The sequence below is a fragment of the Variovorax sp. 05N34 genome, from assembly GCF_056397405.1.
On record NZ_JBFTNI010000008.1, the window covers coordinates 180,152 to 196,183 of the forward strand.

A 16,032-nucleotide genomic window follows, 5' to 3' on the forward strand; every position below is an offset into this window, starting at 1 on the left:
GGTTGTCTCCGATTTTTTGGGTGGATCAGGCGGCATGCCTTGCCGCCCCGGGTGAAGAGGCGTCGATCCGCTCAAGCAGCCCCTGTTGCTCGGCGCGTGTCGCCGCAAGATTGCGCAACTTGACATGTCCGAAGCCGCGCACCTTCTGCGGGAGGCGCGCGAGCGCCAGGACCTCCGTGCGAGTGTCGGCATCGAGCCGGGGGACGATGCTCTCCATGAGCGCCATGTATTCGTCGGCCAGCGCGCGCTCGATACGGCGTTCGGCCGTCCAGCCGAAGATGTCCAGCGGCGTACCACGCAGGAACTTCATGCGTGCCAGGATGCGCAGTGCGGGCTTCATCCACGGGCCGAAGGATCGCTTGAGGGGCCGGCCCTTGTCGTCGCGCTTGGCCAGCAATGGCGGCGCCAGGTGGAAGCGCAAGCGATAGTCCCCTTCGAACTCGCGTTCGATCCGCTCGAAGAAACCCGAGTCCACGTACAGGCGTGCGACCTCGTACTCGTCCTTGTAGGCCATCAGCTTGTACAGGCTGATGGCGAGCTCGCGGGCGACCCGGTCGCCGCCGCAGCGCGCGGCCTCGACCGCGGCGAAGCGCTCGACAAAGCTGCGGTAGCGGTGGGCATAGCCTTCGTTCTGGTAAGCGATGAGCCGCTCGCAGCGGTCGGTGAGGATCGACGCGAGCGACGGCGTGCGTTGTGGAAGCGCGATCACGGATGCCGAGGCGCCGAGCCCGGCTGCCGCGTGTGACTTGCCCTCGTCGATGGCTGCCTGCCGCCCCCACGCGAAAGCGGCCAGATTCATGGGCACTGCCGTGCCATTCAGTTCAATGGCTCGCTTCAAAGCGGTCTCGCCGAGCGGAACCAGTCCCTTCTGCCAGGCAAAGCCCAGCATGAAGACGTTGGTTGCCACGGCATCGCCCATCAGCGCGGACGCAAGCCGTGAAGCGTCGACGGTCACGGTTTGGGCGGTTGATCGCCGCACCTGCTCAAGCAGCTCCTTGGGGCGGCCCTGCCACTCGGTGTCCCGGGCAAAGGCGCCAGTGGGAACCACTTCGGTGTTGACGATGGCCCGGGTGCGCAATCGGTCCGACACGCCCATGCCTTCCTTGCCGGCCGCCACCATCAGATCGCAACCGAGCAGCAGGTCGGCCTGGCCGTCGCCGACGCGAGCGCCATGCACCAGCCGCGGCTGCGCCGCGATCCGCACATGCGAGGTGACTGCGCCGCCCTTCTGGGCCACGCCGGCCATGTCGAGGATGACAACGCCCTTGCCCTCGAGATGCGCCGCCATGCCCATCAGTGCGCCGACCGTCACGACACCGGTGCCGCCGACACCGGTGACAAGGATGTTGTAGGGGCGATCGATCTTCGGCAGCTCGGGCTCCGGCAGGCCGGTCGGGACCTGAGCGCTGCGCTTTTCCGGCTTGCGGCGGTGGCCGCCTTCAACAGTGACAAAGCTGGGGCAGAAGCCCTTGACGCAGGAGAAGTCCTTGTTGCATGAACTCTGATCGATGGTGCGCTTGCGGCCCAACGGCGTCTCCAGGGGCAGGATCGAGACGCAGTTGGACTGCACGCCGCAGTCGCCGCAGCCTTCGCACACCTCGTCGTGGATGACAGCGCGCCCGGGCGGGTCGGCCAGTTCCTTCTTCTTGCGGCGGCGACGCTTCTCGGCGGCACAAGTCTGCGCATAGACGATCACCGAGACGCCGGCCTGCTCGCGAAGCTCGCGCTGGACCCGGTCCATGCGGTCGCGATGACTGACGATCGCATCCTTGGGCAAACCGCCACGATCAATCCACGCTTGCGGCTCGTCAGACACCAGATGCAGATGCCGGACCCCTTCGGCCGCGACCTGCTGCAGGATCTGCGCGGCATCGAGCGAGCCTTCGATGGGCTGCCCGCCCGTCATCGCGATGGCATCGTTGGCTAGGATCTTGTAGGTGACGTTGGCCTTGGCTGCGAGCGCGGCTCGGATGGCGAGCGAGCCGGAATGGTTGTACGTGCCGTCCCCGAGATTCACGAAGATGTGCTTCGTATCGGTGAAGTGCATCTGGCCGAGCCAGGACGCGCCTTCCCCGCCCATCTGGGTGAAGGTCGAGGTGCTGCGGTCCATCCAGGTCGCCATGAAATGGCAGCCGATGCCGGCCGTCGCTCGCGAGCCTTCGGGCACCTTCGTCGAACCGTTGTGCGGGCAGCCCGAGCAGAAATACGGCAGGCGCTGGGGCAGGCTCGGGTCCACTGCGGCAATGCACTCGATCGCGCGCTGTGCTTCGAGCCAGGCACGACCCTGCGGTGGCAGAGTGCTGAAATTTCCATCGGGGAACAGCCGGTCGGCGATCGCCTTGGCAATCATCGAGGGCGTCAGTTCGCCAGAAGCTGGCAAGAGCGCACCGCCGGTGCCCGAGCGTGCCCACTCACCGGCGCCGGTGTTCTTGCCGACGATGCGCGGGCGCTGCTCGGGCGGCGCGGCGTAGAGCAGATCTTTGATCTGCGTCTCCAGGATCGGCCGCTTTTCCTCGACGATCAGCACCTCGCTCAAGCCGCGCGAGAAGTTTTCGATGCCATCGGGCTCAAGGGGCCACGTGACGGCGATCTTCATGAGGCGCAGGCCGATCCTGCGCGAGACGTTTTCGTCGATGCCAAGCAGTGCCAGTGCCTCGAGCGTGTCCAGCCAGCTCTTGCCCGTCGAAACGATACCCAAGCTCGCCTGCGGCACTTCCCAGGGCTCGGTGTTCAGCTGGTTCTCGCGCACGTAGGCCAGCACGGCCTGAATCCGGTGATCCACCAGGCGCTTCTCCTGCTCCAGCGGCGCGTCTGGCCAGCGAAGCGAGAAATCAGACGCCGGCCCGTCGACGTCCTGCGGAACTCGGGTCTCGATGGCCTGCGGGTCGATATCAAAGGAAGTCGTGGTTTCGATGGTCTCGCTGATCGACTTCATCGCCACCCAGCAGCCCGACCATCGCGACATGGCCCAGCCATGCAGGCCGAGCTCAACGAATTCAGCCACGCCCGAGGGATTGAGGATCGGGATCATCGCGGCGATCAGCGCATGCTCGCTCTGGTGCGCCAGCGTGGACGACTTGCAGGTGTGGTCGTCGCCGACGATGGCGAGCACTCCGCCATGTTTCGCAGTCCCCGCAAGGTTGGCATGCTTGAAGACGTCGCCACTGCGATCCACGCCGGGGCCCTTTCCGTACCACATGCCGAAGACCCCGTCTGCCGTGGCATTCGCATCGAGTCCGACCATTTGCGTGCCCCACAGGGCGGTCGCTGCAAGTTCCTCGTTGAGGCCGGGCTGAAAGACGATGCCTGCGGCGTCCAGGTGCTTGCGGGCCTTCCACAGTTCCTGGTCCACCGAGCCGAGTGGCGAGCCGCGGTAACCCGAGACAAAGCCGCGTGTGCGCAGGCCGGCATCCGCATCGCGCACCTTCTGCGCGAGCAGGAGGCGTACCAGTGCCTGGGTTCCAGTCATGAAGACGCGTCCGCGCGGCTTGATGTACTTGTCGTCAAGTGTGGGCTCGGATTCGGGCGTTGCGATGGTGGTGCTCATGGACGACCTGTTGTTGTCTCGTGAAGAATTTGCAAGCCGGGCGGGGCCAGGCGATCGATGAGCGCGGCCAAGCCACCCGACTGCTTCTCCTGCTGCAGAAATGCGTCGAGATACGGCAACGCCCCGGCGCGTTCCCTGGGCAATGCAACCGCCTGTTGCACCGCCGTGAAGGCACTCTTGAGTACGCGCTTTCCCGGCTCCTTGGCGGCGATCGGAGCGAGTTGCACGCGCAGCCCGGCAAGTGCGTCCAGTCCATCGCGGCGGAAATGCTCGATGGCCTGCTCGGGCGTGTCGGCCTGAACCAATTGCGCATGCCGCAGATGCTGCTGCAGCCACAGCTCGTAGGCGCTGCCCTTGAACACCGCGATGCGCACGCCCGGAGCGTCCACCTGCGCAACGTCCGTGAAGGGCGACCCGGCTGGCACGAGGTAGGTTGCCTCGATACCGGCGTACGGATGCGAGAACACCGCGTTGCCGGCACGGAGGGGGTCCGCCGCCAGGAAAGCCATGGACCAGACATCGTTCGCGGCGTCGGCCATGACTTGCCCGGGCGTCTCGTAGTACACGAATTCCAGCCGGACATCGAGTGCGGACGCAAGGCGGCCGGCGAGCGCTGGCGCGACCCCTTGCGCACGGCCTGACCGGTCGTCCTGGCGCACCAGCAGGATGTTGCTGAGGTTGAGCCCCACGCGCAGTGTGCCGTCCACCAGCAGCGCCGCGCGGACCGCAGCAAGAGCTTCGGGGTTGGACAGCAACGTCATGCTGTGTATTCCGTGGCATTGACGAAGGCATAGTGGATGGTGAAATCCGCCAGCCGCTGCGCAATGGCCGCACGCACGGCTTGCGCGTCCTTGCCGAACACGCGCACACGCAGTTCGACCGCGCCGCTCTTATTGGTGTACACGTGGACGCTGCAGTGCTCGGCCATCGGCGCCAGCAATGTTGCGAACACCCGGCGCGCGGCGTCTTCACGCAGCTCGGCCTTGATGGGCTTGCCGACCGCCGTCAGGGGAATGCGGTCGACGACGATGATCTCCTTGGGCACGGCCGGCGGTTCATGAATGCGTTCGGCCGCCAGGCGCAGCAGCTCCTCGGGCGAAGCCACTTCCCCAGGGCGCAGTTCGACGTAGACCACCGGCACCTCGCCGGCATGGGCATCCGGGCGGCCGACGGCGGCGGCGGCGGCAACGACCGGAATGGCGAGCAAGGCTTCTTCGATGTGCGCTGGCTCGATGTTGTGGCCGCCGCGGATGATCAGGTCCCGCCGGCGCCCGGAGACCCGCAGATAGCCCTCGGCATCCAGGCTGCCGATGTCACCGGTGACGAAGGAGCCGTCCGGCAGGAATGCCCTGGCATTCTGGCTGGCATCGAGATAGCCCGGCGACACACCCGGACCACGCACGACGATCGTCCCCGGCTCATCTGTGACGCATTCGCCGCAGATGTCGCCGTTCTCGTCCAGGCGCACTATGCGCAGCGTCGTGTACGGAACACGCAGGCCCGAGAAGCCCGGCTTCATCCGGCCATCGCGCGGATCGGCCGTAGCATTGCTGGTGTTCTCGGTCAGCCCGTAGGTCATGAGCGCCTGGGCGCCGGTGATCTCCTCGATGCGCTGCTGAACCGCGGTGGCTACACCGGTCGAACCCGTAAAGAAGCGTGGCCGCAGGGTCGAAAGGTCTTCACCCTGCGGCGGGTTCTTGGCGAGCACGCCGAGGGTCGTGGGCACGCCAGAAATGAGCGTGATGCCGAAGCGCTCGACGTAGCGCCAATAGTTAGTCATGTAGCGCTTGTCGCGCGCCCCGTGAATGCTCGGAATGACGACGCTCATGCCCGAAGCAATGGGCGTCAGACCGCGTGGCGACAACCCGCCGATATGGAACAGAGGCGTATCCGACAGGACCACGTTGTCGGCATCGCCACCCGGGCCGATGCTGACGCGAGTAGTCCATTGGCGATACAGCAAGCCGCCGTGCGTGATCTTCACGATCTTTGGGCGCCCCGTCGTTCCGCCCGAATGCATGTAGGCAGCCAACGACGAGGCGGTGGTCGGCGGTCGCGAGAACCCGAGCTTGTCGCCAGGGTGGGTCTGTGCCGTCGCGAGCAGATCGCGCGGTCCCATGGGCGCAAAGGGGTCGTTCAACGAGAAGAGTGTGGGCGCGGCTGGCAGGCGTGCCACGGCTGCCTGCACGTTGTCCCAGATGCGGAATCCCTCGGTCGGACCCAGGGCGATCACGACCTTGGGCTTCACGGCGGCGAGCAGGTCCGCGAGGGCGTCCGGCTCCAATAGCCAATTGATCGGAAACGGGCGCCCGGCAAGAAAGCCGCCGATGAGCGCGGCATAGAGACCGGGAACGGTCGGCGACACGATAGCAACGGCGTCTGCCTGTCCGACGCCGCTGGCTCGAAGCAGATTGGCAACGGCGATCGAGCGCTTGGCCAACTCAGCATACGACCAGGTCTGAATGTCACCGTCGACAGCGCCGCAGTGAGTGGCGCTGAGCGCCTGCTTGGCCGGATCCAGGGCGCAACCTTCGAGAAGGTTGATACCGAAGTCCCAGTGCGGCACGCGCTGTTCAAATGGCGTGGCCTCGATGGCTTCGATATCCGCCAGGTTACGGATGGGCGGATGGCGTCTGCCTATGTCGACACTCGTATTCATTCCGGTGCCCCAGGTTTGAGCCGCCCCGCGCGGAAGTCGAGCACGGCCGCGTCTCGAGATTCGCCGTTGGCCTGCCTCGCGAGCAGTTCATAGCTCTTGGCAGCAGTGAAGGCCAGTGAGGCATCCCAACCCATCTCGGTTGCGTACCGATACGACTCCTTGGTCAGGCGGAGCGCGGCGGCGTCTTTCCCGGCGATCTCATGCGCGAGTGCGAGCGTGTGCGCAAGAAGCTGCTCCGCCGGCACCGCCTCGTTCACCAAGCCGATCCGTTCCGCATGGATGCCGTCGAACGGACGCCCGGTCAGCGCGAGCAGCAGCGCGTCGCGCGGACGCAGGATCGAAGCCATTGACTTGCTGACCGGTCCGGCAGGAATGTGCCGGAAGTTGATCTCCGACAATCCGAACCGGGCCTTGCGGTCCGCAATGGCCAGGTCGCAGCATTCCACCAGCGAGAAGCCACCGCCGAAGCAACTGCCGTTCACCATCGCGATGGTCGGCTTGGGAAAATGGCGCAGCAGCCTGTAGCGCCATTCGGATGCGCTCTGGATCATTCGCTCGCGCGATGCGGCCGTGCGGTCTTCCTGTCCGAAGAACTCCTTGAGATCCATGCCCGCGCAGAAGGCCGGACCGGCACCGGTGATGACCACGACGCGGCAACGCTCGTCGGCGCGAAGCGATTCAAGCGTCTCGATCATGGTCGTGATGAGCGCCGCGTTCATGGCATTGCGCTTCTCGGGGCGATTCAAGGTGACGATCGTCACGGGGCCGTCGGATTCGATGAGTACGGGGGAGGGGTTGTCTGTCATTGCGTTGTCCTGCTGCCTGAGCACGATTGGGTTCGAGCCGCAGTCTAGGAAGCGCAGCCTTCGGACTCCATCGCCCACTCGCGATGACAGACATCAGTTCGCGTGATGGAAACTGCGTTGACTTCCTAGCAGCATGCGCTTCTCATCGTCAGCTTCGCTTTTTCCATTCAAGGAGTTTTCACATGCGTCATGTTCCCCAGATCGAAGCCGCCGATGCCCGTCGCGTTCTTGATGCTGCGCTCGCTTACGCACAGTCGAAAGGTTGGTTGGTCGGCATCGCCGTCGCCGATGCCGGCGGCCATGCATTCGCCGTCCAGCGGCTTGATGGCGCACCGGCACCCACCGCGCAGATCGCCATGTCAAAGGCGAGAACGGCTGCGCTGTCGCGCCGCGACAGCAAGCACTACGAGGACGTCATCAACAACGGCCGCCCGGCATTTCTCAGCGCTCCTGGCTTGGACGGCATGCTCGAAGGGGGCGTGCCAATCGACGTGGAGGGAGTGATCGTTGGCGCCATCGGTGTGAGTGGCGTGCTGCCTTCGCAGGATGTCGACATTGCGCGCGTTGGCGTGGCGGCGCTCGGCTTGTAGAGTCGCAGCGCACTCTAGGGCGAGAAGGACTTGAACGCGTCGAAGATCACGCTGCGCAGCCACTTGTGTGGGACGCTGTGGTTCGTGCGGTCGTGCCAGTAGAGCGTGCACTGCACGTCCGGCAGGGCGAAGGGTGGGTCGCGCACATCGACGTCCTGCGGAAGCGCCAGGCGCTTGAGGAATCCACGGGGAACGACAGCGACCAGCGCCGCGCTGCGAACGATGTCGACCACCCCGGAAAAGTCCGGTACGGTGAGCGCGACCTGCCGCGTCCGTCCCAGGATGTCCAGGCGTGCATCGATCAGTGACTCCATCTCGCTGGCCCGGCCGAAGCGCACCTGCACGTGTGGAAGTGCGCAATATGCATCGATCGTGAGCGGCTGCGGCATCACGCCGCACGCCGCTACACAGACGGCGGCATCCCGATAGAGCCGGCGGCTGTGCAGCCGGCCGGTAGGCACGGCCGCGGCGCCGATACCGATGTCAACGCTGCCTTCCTCCATCCACTCGCGTACACGGTCACGGTCTGAGCGGTGGAAGCGCAGGTGCAGGCCCGGCGCCTCCTGACGGATGCGCGGCAGGGCTCGTTCCAGGAGCAGCTGGCGGGCGTAGTCCGTAGCAGCGATGGTGATCGAGAGGTTCCAATGCGACGGGGCCGAAGGGGTGTGGCGAGCTGTCGCCAGCAGGTCGACCCGGGCCAGGATCTCGTCCACGGAAGCCATCAGTTCCAGCGCGCGCAATGTGGGCTTGGAGCCGCCACCGCTGCGCGTCAGGATGGGATCGCCAAATATCTTGCGCAAGCGGGCGAGCTGGCCGCTCATGGCGGGCTGGCCAATGCCCAGCACGTGCGCCGCCTGGGTGACGCTGCTTTCGTTCACCATCGCCCGCAGTGCCCTGAGCAGGGCAATGTCTAGGCTCTTGGTATCACGCATCATGATGTTCGACATTGATCCTGAATGATGGCACGGACTTCGGTCGATTCCTAGACTGCTGGCTGTTGGTCCACACGAACAAGCAGGAGACATCGATATGCCCATCCGGAGCGCCCCCACGCGCAGACTCATATTGCTGGCCGCCCTGGCCACTGCGCTTGCCGCGCCGCAGGCCACCGCGCAGACGTCGCAGATTGTCAGGCTGGTGGTGCCCTACGCCGCAGGTGGCCCGGCGGACCTGCAGGCACGCCTCTTCGCTCCGGGCCTGCAGGCGGCGCTGGGACAGACCGTCATCATCGAAAACCGCCCCGGGGCCGGCAGCCAGATCGGCGCACGCTATGTCGCGGCGGCCCACAAGGACGGCAAGACGATCCTGATCGGGAACGCGTCCACATTCGCAATCGTTCCCTCGACGCAGAAGAACCCCGGCTTCGATCCCCTTCGCTCCTTCACGCATCTCGGCCTCATCGCCGAGACCGATACGGCGCTGGTCGTGAACCCGTCTTTCGCAGGGGGCACAGTGAAGGATCTCGTTGCCTACGCCAAAGCCAACCCCGGCAAGGTGTCGTACGCATCGGCCGGTGTGGGCAACGGCGCGCATCTGATCGGCGAACTGCTGCAGTCGACGGCCCACGTGGAGATGACTCACGTGCCCTATAAGAGCGGCGGCGAGATGATGACCGCAGTCATCGGTGAGCAGGTCAGCTTCGCGGTGGTGGACCTCACATCGGCATTGCCCATGGTGCGCGAAGGAAAGCTCAAGGCGCTGGCGGTGACCGGCCCCGCGCGCTCGACAGAGCTTCCGCAAGTGCCGACGATGGCCGAAGCCGGCTATCCAGCGGTCAGCATGCCGTACTGGACCGGCGCCTCTGTGCCTGCCGGCACGCCGGACGAGGTGGTCCAAACCCTTGAAGCCGCAGTGCGGCGCGTGACAACGAGCCCGGACTACCTGGCGGGCCTGAAGAAGTTCAGTGCCCACGTGAAGCCTACCGATGGCAAGGGCATGTCGGCACTGATCGCCGTCGACCTGAAGCGCTGGGGCGACGTGGCTCGCCAGGCCAACATCCAACTGGACTGAACTGAACATGACAACCCATTTCACTTCCGCCGACATGAACGGTCGGATCGCACGGCTTCGAGACCTGGAGCCCACCAAGCGCTCCTACGAGGGCGCTGGCACCGGCGTGCCGTCCGCGGCCTACGAGATGCTCGCGGCGCGCAACATCTACATGCTGATGGCGCCCAAGAACCGTTCCCGCGGCATGAACAAGCCGGCGGTCGAAGGGCTACCGGGGCTCGAGGTGGCCATCGTCGAGTGTCCACCGGGCAACGGCGCAGAGTTGCACGCCCACGAACGCACGACCGAAAGCTTCATGCCGCTCGACGGGCGCTATGAAATCATCTGGGGTGACAAGGGCGAGCACACGATCCTGCTCGAGCCCAATGACTTCGTGTCGGTTCCTCCGGGGGTGTATCGTGCCTTTCGAAATGCCGACGACCATGAGGCGAAGATGCTCGTCTTCATACAGGGCGCGGACGGCGATTCGATGAGCGACATCACGTACGAGACGTCGGTGGGGCAGCGGATCGAGGCACGCTTCGGGCCGGAGGCGACCGAAAACATGGCCAACATTGGCATTCGGTTTGCGCCCAAGTCAATCTGAGGTCGGTCGGGAGTTCCGGTTGAGACACACTGGGGAAAAGGTGCTTGCACGGCGCAAGGAAGGCGTGCTGCATTTGACGATCAATCGTCCGTTGGCTGCCAACGCCATCGACCGCGATGTCGCGCAGGCGCTGGTCGCCAGGCTCGCAACCGCCAAGAGTGATGACTCGATCCACGCGGTCATTCTGACGGGCGCGGGCCGGACCGTGTTCTCATCTGGGCGAGACATGAAGCGACCGGCGACTATGGACGCCAGCGTCTTCGCGCGTCAGCGCAGGTCAGAGTTGGTGGCCTACAGCCAAGCACTGCTCTCGTTCCCAAAGCCTTTGGTCGTCGCCTTGAATGGAGTAGCGCTTGGCGCCGGCCTGATGCTCGCGCTACATGCTGATCATGTGGTCGCTGCTAGTCACGTTTCTCTGGCACTGCCTGAGATCGACCTGGGAATCGCAACCTACATTGGGCACGCATTGATTGCAGACTCGGTTGGCAATGCGGTGGCTGACCAGCTCGTACTGTCCGGCCGTCGCATGGATGCAGCGGAAGCGCTCGATTGTCAACTGGTGCACGCAGTTGTGCCGGGCGGCGCTCTCATGCAGGAAGCGGAGGCCGCCGCCTCGATATATGCGGCTAAGCCGTCAGCCGCGTTCGAGGCCATGAAGGAGTGGATCCTAGCTCGCCGCCGACGAGCTTTTGATGCGGCTTTGGACTGGGCTAAGCGCCAAGGATAGAGAAGGTTAGGGCCGACTCGAAGGAAGCGCAGAGCGCCGCAAGATTGAGTCCGTCGACCGGGCGCTGCTCACCAAAGTCTCGCCGAAAATGAAAAAGCCGGTCTGAGCTCTTGGCCAAGTCCGGGCACGCAGATGGAATACCAGCTGGGCGGCGCGGCGTTCGACCGACACTGGTCCGACGATGCTCAGCTCCGCTGATCCCCTCTCGCTCGGCGAGTACGACACGCTGACCACACCTGAGATAGACCAGTTCGCCCAATGGGAAGACTGGGTTTGCCGGCTGCACGGTCGCATGAGCTTTGAGCGGCGTATCGGTGCGCCGTACAAGGGACGTCTATCCGTCCAACGTGCTGGGCGGACGCAGTTGGTACGATTCCATGGCCAGCGTGCTTCGCTGAGCCGTACTGAAGCGCCGATGTGGGCGGGTCCCTGCGAACCACTTTCCTTGAATGCCGTTCATACGAAACTTCCTCGCCATCTTGCAGCTATCAAGACGCATGAGTGCACCGCCGGCTGAGCAGGAAGTCTCGTCGTCAAGGGTCAAACCGGATAACTATTTCGGGTTGGCTTTTCGCCTGATTCTCCAACAATGCGCTTCACGCGAGCGCCGTCGTGCGCCGCGCCGAGCGCGCCCACACCGCCGTCATGAGCGCCGCGAGCAGCACCACCGGCAGCATCGCGGCATTGAGCCGCGTCCAGCCGAAATGGTCGAGCGCGGGGCCGGCCGCCAGCGTGGCGCAGGCCGTGCACGCGTTTCGCAGCAACTCGGCCACGCCCTGCGCACGACCGCGTTCCTGCGGGCGGTAAGACTGGGCGAGCAAGGTCGTGCCGCCCACGAACATGAAGTTCCAGCCCACGCCCAGGCAGAATAGGGCGGCATAGAACGCCGGCAGCGTGGTCGAATTCATCGCCACTACGGAACACACCACGTTTAGCACCATGCCTAGGCTCACCACGCGCGCCAGGCCCCAGCGCTGGATTAGCGCGCCCGCGAACAGCGAAGGCGCATACATGCCCACGAGGTGCCACTGCATGATGCCCGCGCCGTCGTTGATGCTGTGGTTGCAGGCTACGGCCGCGAGCGGGGCGGCCGTCATCACGAGCATCATCGACACCGATCCGACCACGTTGTTGGCCAGCGCGGCGATGAAGATGGGCTGGCGCGCGATCTCCTTTAAAGGACGCCGCGGCCGCGTGTCGACCAGCGTTCCCTCGGCAGCCCGCGCCTGCGTGTCGCAATAGCACGAGAGGATCAGCACGACCGAGATCGCGCCCAGCAGCGCCACCATCAGGTACGCGCCTGCGAACAGCGCGGTCGGAAACAGATCCTTGCTCCACGCCGCCAGTGCTGGGCCCGCAATGGCCGCGATCACGCCGCCAGCCAGCACCGACGACACGGCGCGGCTCTTGTCCGCCGCGGCCACGCCGTCGGCGGCGGCCAGCCGGTAGAACTGCGCAAAGGCCTGGTACACGCCCACCAGCGCCGTGCCCACGCAGAACACCCAGAAGTCGTCGTGGAACACGGCCCACACCGACACCAGCCCGCCCGCCGTGCCCGTCAACGCGCCCAGCGTGAAGCCGCCGCGCCGGCCGATGCGCTGCATCAACAGCGAGGCGAACCACGTCATCACCGCGCTCGCCACCGTGATGAGTGCGAAGGGTAGCGTGGCCAGCGACTTGTCGGGCGCGAGCATGTGGCCCGTCAGGGCCGTCAGCGTCAGGTCAATGGAGACGGCGGCCGTGTAGAGGGCTTGGCAGGTCGCGAGCACGCGCACATTGCGGCGGTCGGTGGAGGCGGTGTTGGTCATGGGCGAAAGGGGGTTGACAGCACTCATTGTGCGCAGCGACACTGAGGCAAGAATGACGTATTTCCCTCGTTAAATGACATGACGCGTTCAGTTTCGTTTGTGCTCGTCCCCGAATTCGAGCTGCTCGACATGGCCGGACCGCTGTCGGCGTTTCAGATCGCCGCCGAGATCGGGCGCTACCGAGGCGGGCCGGCCTACGAACTTTCGGTGCAGTCGGAGCGCGGCGGGCGTGTCGCGTGCTCCACCCGGATCGAAGTGCAGACGCGCGCGTGGCGAAATTCGCAGGCCGACACGCTCATCGTCCCCGGTGGCTGGGGCGCGCGGAAACCCGGCGCCGCCACACCCGCGCTGATGCAGCACCTGCGCGCCTCGCTGGCGGCTGGGCGGCGCGTGGCCAGCGTGTGCACCGGCGCCTTTCTGCTTGCGGAAGCGGGGTTGCTCGACGGGCGCCGCGCCACTACGCACTGGCGCCGGGCGGCGCTGCTGCAACGCAACTTCCCTCGCGTTGCCGTCGATGCTGACCGCATCTTCGTACGCGACGGCCCGGTGTGGAGCTCGGCGGGCATCGCCGCTGGCATCGACCTCGCGCTGGCCATGGTCGAAGCCGACCTGGGCGCCGAGATCGCAGGCGCCGTGTCACGCGAGATGGTCGTCTACCACCGGCGAACCGGCGGTCAGTCGCAGTTCTCGGCGTTGCAGGACCTGGCGCCGCCCAGCGATCGCATGCGCGCCGTGCTGGCTCACATCGGCGAGCACCTTACGGCCGACCTGAGCATTGAGCGGCTGGCTGACGTGGCCTGCGTGAGTCCGCGCCAGTTCATGCGCGCCTTCAAGAGCGAGACGGGGCAAACGCCGGCCAAGGCCGTAGAACGCATCCGCGCCGAAGCTGCGCGTGCGCAGATTGAGGGCGGCGACAGCAGCATCGAAGCGGTCGCGCGGCTCACGGGCTTCGAAGACGCGGAGCGCATGCGGCGCGCCTTCGTGCGGGTGTACGGCCAGCCGCCGCAGGCGCTGCGCCGTGTGGCGCGCGCGGCGGCCTTGCAGCCATAGCAGCCATAGCAGGTCAGACCACGCGCCGCGGCGCCGCCGTGGCCGCCTCGCCGCTGTTGGGCGTGGGTGTCGGTTCGGATCTTCAATGCGTTCTTGAGGCAGCTACGGTGCATGTGATTCTGTGATTCGTCCATCTCGACGCCGTATAGCGGTGCGAGAAACCATGCCGGCTCGTCTTGGCGCTCCTCGCGGTTACGGCTGCAGGGATACCCCATGTGCAGGGCTGAAGCGAGTTCGGGTCTCTAGATTCCGCAACGCTGGGCGGCGCTACGACGAGCGCGCAGGCGTGAATTCCGACTCCAGCCACTGCATGAATAGCTCCACGGCTCGGCGGGCGTGTGAGCGCCGGGCACTCAGCGCGTAATAGCGCAGGCCATCGTTCAGCTGTTCGCCCCACAGCGGAACCAAGCTTCTGGCAGCAATGGAGGCGGCCGCCAATGAATGCCGAGTGAGACACAGCCCGCCTCCCGCCTTGACGGCCTCGATCAACGCGACTGAATCGTTGCACCGCACCGTCGCGACCGCCTCCAGGTCGATGGGACGATTGCCACTGCCGATCCACTCGGCCCAATAGTCACGCTCGGCATTGCGCAGCAAAACGGCTCCAGCGGGCAAGTCGGGCGGCGCCACTTCCTGCAGCGCGACAGCCATGGCCGGACTGCAAACTGCACATACCGTATCACCGGTCAATGCAAGCATGCGGTAACCCTCCCAGTCGCCAGCGCCAAGCCGGATGGAGATGTCGGCTCCGGACAACTCCAGATCCGTGAAGTAGCGGTGCACGTCTATGCGCAGGTCCACCCAGGGATGGGCTTGCGCGAACCCATCGATCTTGGGCGCCAACACGCACGCCGCGAAACTGCGCGCCACAGATACCACGAGCGTCTCTCGCGCGGCGTCCACCGACAGACGCCGCAAACCGCTGCCGAGCGTCTCGAAAGCCCGGCGTGTGTAGTCGTATAGAAGTTCGCCTTCCTGAGTGAACTTCAGGCCACGAGGACCGCGGAAAAACAGGATCACACCCAGATGGTCTTCCAGCGCCTTGAGCTGCCGGCTGAGCGCCCCTTGGGTCAAGTGCAGTTCTTCGCCAGCCCGCACCAAATTTTGGTGACGCGCTACTACATCGAAGAATAACAAGGCCTTAACAGAAGGCAGATTGCGATGTAGTGCGGTATTCGTTGAGCTCATATCACGGCGCGGTTTTTTCGATGGTAACGCTCCTACGAACCGCCGACCATCGGGCTCCGCTTCAACATCCATCGCATAGAGGAACAATGATATTTACTACCCTTGCCCGGGCCACCGTATGCGGTGCCTGGCTGCTTTTCGGAGCACTGGCCCATGCCGCGGGCTTTCCTGAACGAGCCATTACCGTAGTGGTGCCTTACACCGCGGGCGGAAGCTCGGACGCTCTGGCGCGCCTGCTTGCCAAGCAGTTGGGCGACCAGTTCGGTCAGCCCGTAGTGGTAGATAACAGGCCCGGCGCCGGGGCCACTCTGGGCACCGCGCTGGCAGCGAGGGCTGCACCGGACGGGTACACGGTTTTGCTGGCCGACACTGCGCATACCACGGCACCGGCGCTTTACCAACGCCTTTCCTATGACGCCACTAGGAGCTTCCAGGCGATTGGTATGGTGGGCACCACCCCTGCCATGCTGTTCGCCAGTAAGCAGTCCAACCTACACACGGTGCAGGACATGCGCACCGCCGCGCCCGGTCGTCCGGGCGGCAGCTTCACTTCGGGCATCGGGTCAGGCACTGCCAGCCAGCTCATATCGGAACTCTATCGGATTCAGTCAGGCCTCAAGATTGAGATGATCCCTTACAAGGGTTCGTCGCAAGCCGTCATCGATGTGCTTTCCGGCCAGATCGATCTCATCTTTACCAGCCCAGCATCGGCTGGGCTGTACTTAAAGTCCGATAAATTGAACGCGCTTGGGGTGACAGGCATGCAGCGTCACCGTGACTACCCCGACGTACGCACCTTCCAGGAGCAGGGCGTCCCGGGGATGGACACAGGCTACTGGTTTGCCGTTCTGCTTCCCGCCAATGTGCCGCCTGCAATTTCACAACGCTGGGAAAAGGAGCTGGCGACTGCCTTGGCGTCGGCGCCGGTGAGCAAAGCCCTGTCAGACCTTGGCATCACGCCCGGCAAACTGAACGGCGTTCAGACCCAGCGCTTCATGATCGACGACCTCACCAACTGGGCTCGCATCGTGAAGGCTGCTGGCATCGAGCGACAGTGATAG

General features: G+C 65.0%; 13 protein-coding genes. 6 read left to right on the forward strand and 7 right to left on the reverse strand.

The annotated features are described in order from the left end of the window. Positions 1-25: 25 nt before the first annotated feature. Genes AC1DMA_RS21870 through AC1DMA_RS21885 form a run of 4 tightly spaced genes read right to left on the reverse strand, consistent with a single transcriptional unit; the run spans position 26 to position 7,012 of the window. Entirely contained in the window at positions 26-3,547 is a 3,522-nt protein-coding gene (locus AC1DMA_RS21870) for an indolepyruvate ferredoxin oxidoreductase family protein (protein WP_478145480.1), read from the reverse strand. Next, the gene (locus tag AC1DMA_RS21875; protein WP_478126102.1) at positions 3,544-4,308 is read right to left on the reverse strand and encodes a transporter substrate-binding domain-containing protein; all 765 of its coding nucleotides are present in this window, start codon (positions 4,306-4,308) and stop codon (positions 3,544-3,546) included. Before AC1DMA_RS21875 ends, AC1DMA_RS21870 begins: the two co-directional genes overlap by 4 nt. Beyond that, the gene (locus tag AC1DMA_RS21880) at positions 4,305-6,206 is read right to left on the reverse strand and encodes an AMP-binding protein (protein ID WP_478126103.1); all 1,902 of its coding nucleotides are present in this window, start codon (positions 6,204-6,206) and stop codon (positions 4,305-4,307) included. Before AC1DMA_RS21880 ends, AC1DMA_RS21875 begins: the two co-directional genes overlap by 4 nt. Continuing rightward, the gene (locus AC1DMA_RS21885; RefSeq protein WP_478126104.1) at positions 6,203-7,012 is read right to left on the reverse strand and encodes an enoyl-CoA hydratase-related protein; all 810 of its coding nucleotides are present in this window, start codon (positions 7,010-7,012) and stop codon (positions 6,203-6,205) included. Before AC1DMA_RS21885 ends, AC1DMA_RS21880 begins: the two co-directional genes overlap by 4 nt. A 182-nt stretch (positions 7,013-7,194) precedes the next feature. Between AC1DMA_RS21885 and AC1DMA_RS21890 the strand changes: the two genes are divergently transcribed. Further along, on the forward strand, positions 7,195-7,602 hold the full coding sequence (locus AC1DMA_RS21890; protein WP_478126105.1) for a GlcG/HbpS family heme-binding protein: 408 nt from the start codon (positions 7,195-7,197) through the stop codon (positions 7,600-7,602). Between the two features lie 14 nt (positions 7,603-7,616). Here AC1DMA_RS21890 and AC1DMA_RS21895 read toward each other — a convergent pair whose 3' ends face one another. Further along, positions 7,617-8,537 (reverse strand): LysR family transcriptional regulator, encoded by a 921-nt coding sequence (locus AC1DMA_RS21895; RefSeq protein ID WP_478126106.1) that lies wholly within the window; start codon positions 8,535-8,537, stop codon positions 7,617-7,619. A 94-nt stretch (positions 8,538-8,631) separates the two neighbouring features. Between AC1DMA_RS21895 and AC1DMA_RS21900 the strand changes: the two genes are divergently transcribed. From AC1DMA_RS21900 to AC1DMA_RS21910, 3 genes are read left to right on the forward strand one after another with little or no spacing between them, the layout of a single operon-like run. Then, a complete protein-coding gene (locus AC1DMA_RS21900) occupies positions 8,632-9,612 on the forward strand; it encodes a Bug family tripartite tricarboxylate transporter substrate binding protein (protein ID WP_478145481.1) in 981 nt (326 codons plus the stop codon). 7 nt (positions 9,613-9,619) lie between these two features. After that, a complete protein-coding gene (locus AC1DMA_RS21905) occupies positions 9,620-10,198 on the forward strand; it encodes a cupin domain-containing protein (RefSeq protein ID WP_478126108.1) in 579 nt (192 codons plus the stop codon). Between the two features lie 40 nt (positions 10,199-10,238). Next, on the forward strand, positions 10,239-10,925 hold the full coding sequence (locus AC1DMA_RS21910; RefSeq protein ID WP_478145482.1) for an enoyl-CoA hydratase/isomerase family protein: 687 nt from the start codon (positions 10,239-10,241) through the stop codon (positions 10,923-10,925). A gap of 596 nt (positions 10,926-11,521) precedes the next feature. Here the strand turns inward: AC1DMA_RS21910 and AC1DMA_RS21915 are convergent. After that, positions 11,522-12,733 carry an MFS transporter gene (locus tag AC1DMA_RS21915; RefSeq protein ID WP_478145483.1) on the reverse strand — a complete coding sequence of 404 codons (1,212 nt, stop codon included), beginning with the start codon at positions 12,731-12,733 and terminating at the stop codon, positions 11,522-11,524. A 78-nt stretch (positions 12,734-12,811) separates the two neighbouring features. Between AC1DMA_RS21915 and AC1DMA_RS21920 the strand changes: the two genes are divergently transcribed. Beyond that, the gene (locus AC1DMA_RS21920; protein ID WP_478126110.1) at positions 12,812-13,783 is read left to right on the forward strand and encodes a GlxA family transcriptional regulator; all 972 of its coding nucleotides are present in this window, start codon (positions 12,812-12,814) and stop codon (positions 13,781-13,783) included. 267 nt (positions 13,784-14,050) lie between these two features. Here AC1DMA_RS21920 and AC1DMA_RS21925 read toward each other — a convergent pair whose 3' ends face one another. Further along, a complete protein-coding gene (locus AC1DMA_RS21925) occupies positions 14,051-15,043 on the reverse strand; it encodes a LysR substrate-binding domain-containing protein (protein WP_478126325.1) in 993 nt (330 codons plus the stop codon). Positions 15,044-15,057: 14 nt separating this feature from the next. Here AC1DMA_RS21925 and AC1DMA_RS21930 point away from each other — a divergent pair, with 14 nt between their 5' ends. Continuing rightward, positions 15,058-16,029, forward strand: coding sequence for a Bug family tripartite tricarboxylate transporter substrate binding protein (locus AC1DMA_RS21930; protein ID WP_478126111.1), 972 nt, complete (start codon positions 15,058-15,060; stop codon positions 16,027-16,029). Positions 16,030-16,032: the final 3 nt, after the last annotated feature.

Coding starts and splice junctions, on each gene's coding strand:
- AC1DMA_RS21915 (WP_478145483.1), bottom strand. CDS start 12,733: ATGACCAACACCGCCTCCACCGACCGCCGCAATGTGCGCGTGCTCGCG.
- AC1DMA_RS21920 (WP_478126110.1), top strand. CDS start 12,812: ATGACGCGTTCAGTTTCGTTTGTGCTCGTCCCCGAATTCGAGCTGCTC.
- AC1DMA_RS21885 (WP_478126104.1), bottom strand. CDS start 7,012: ATGACAGACAACCCCTCCCCCGTACTCATCGAATCCGACGGCCCCGTG.
- AC1DMA_RS21925 (WP_478126325.1), bottom strand. CDS start 15,043: ATGGATGTTGAAGCGGAGCCCGATGGTCGGCGGTTCGTAGGAGCGTTA.
- AC1DMA_RS21900 (WP_478145481.1), top strand. CDS start 8,632: ATGCCCATCCGGAGCGCCCCCACGCGCAGACTCATATTGCTGGCCGCC.
- AC1DMA_RS21930 (WP_478126111.1), top strand. CDS start 15,058: ATGATATTTACTACCCTTGCCCGGGCCACCGTATGCGGTGCCTGGCTG.
- AC1DMA_RS21905 (WP_478126108.1), top strand. CDS start 9,620: ATGACAACCCATTTCACTTCCGCCGACATGAACGGTCGGATCGCACGG.
- AC1DMA_RS21870 (WP_478145480.1), bottom strand. CDS start 3,547: ATGAGCACCACCATCGCAACGCCCGAATCCGAGCCCACACTTGACGAC.
- AC1DMA_RS21895 (WP_478126106.1), bottom strand. CDS start 8,537: ATGATGCGTGATACCAAGAGCCTAGACATTGCCCTGCTCAGGGCACTG.
- AC1DMA_RS21880 (WP_478126103.1), bottom strand. CDS start 6,206: ATGAATACGAGTGTCGACATAGGCAGACGCCATCCGCCCATCCGTAAC.
- AC1DMA_RS21890 (WP_478126105.1), top strand. CDS start 7,195: ATGCGTCATGTTCCCCAGATCGAAGCCGCCGATGCCCGTCGCGTTCTT.
- AC1DMA_RS21875 (WP_478126102.1), bottom strand. CDS start 4,308: ATGACGTTGCTGTCCAACCCCGAAGCTCTTGCTGCGGTCCGCGCGGCG.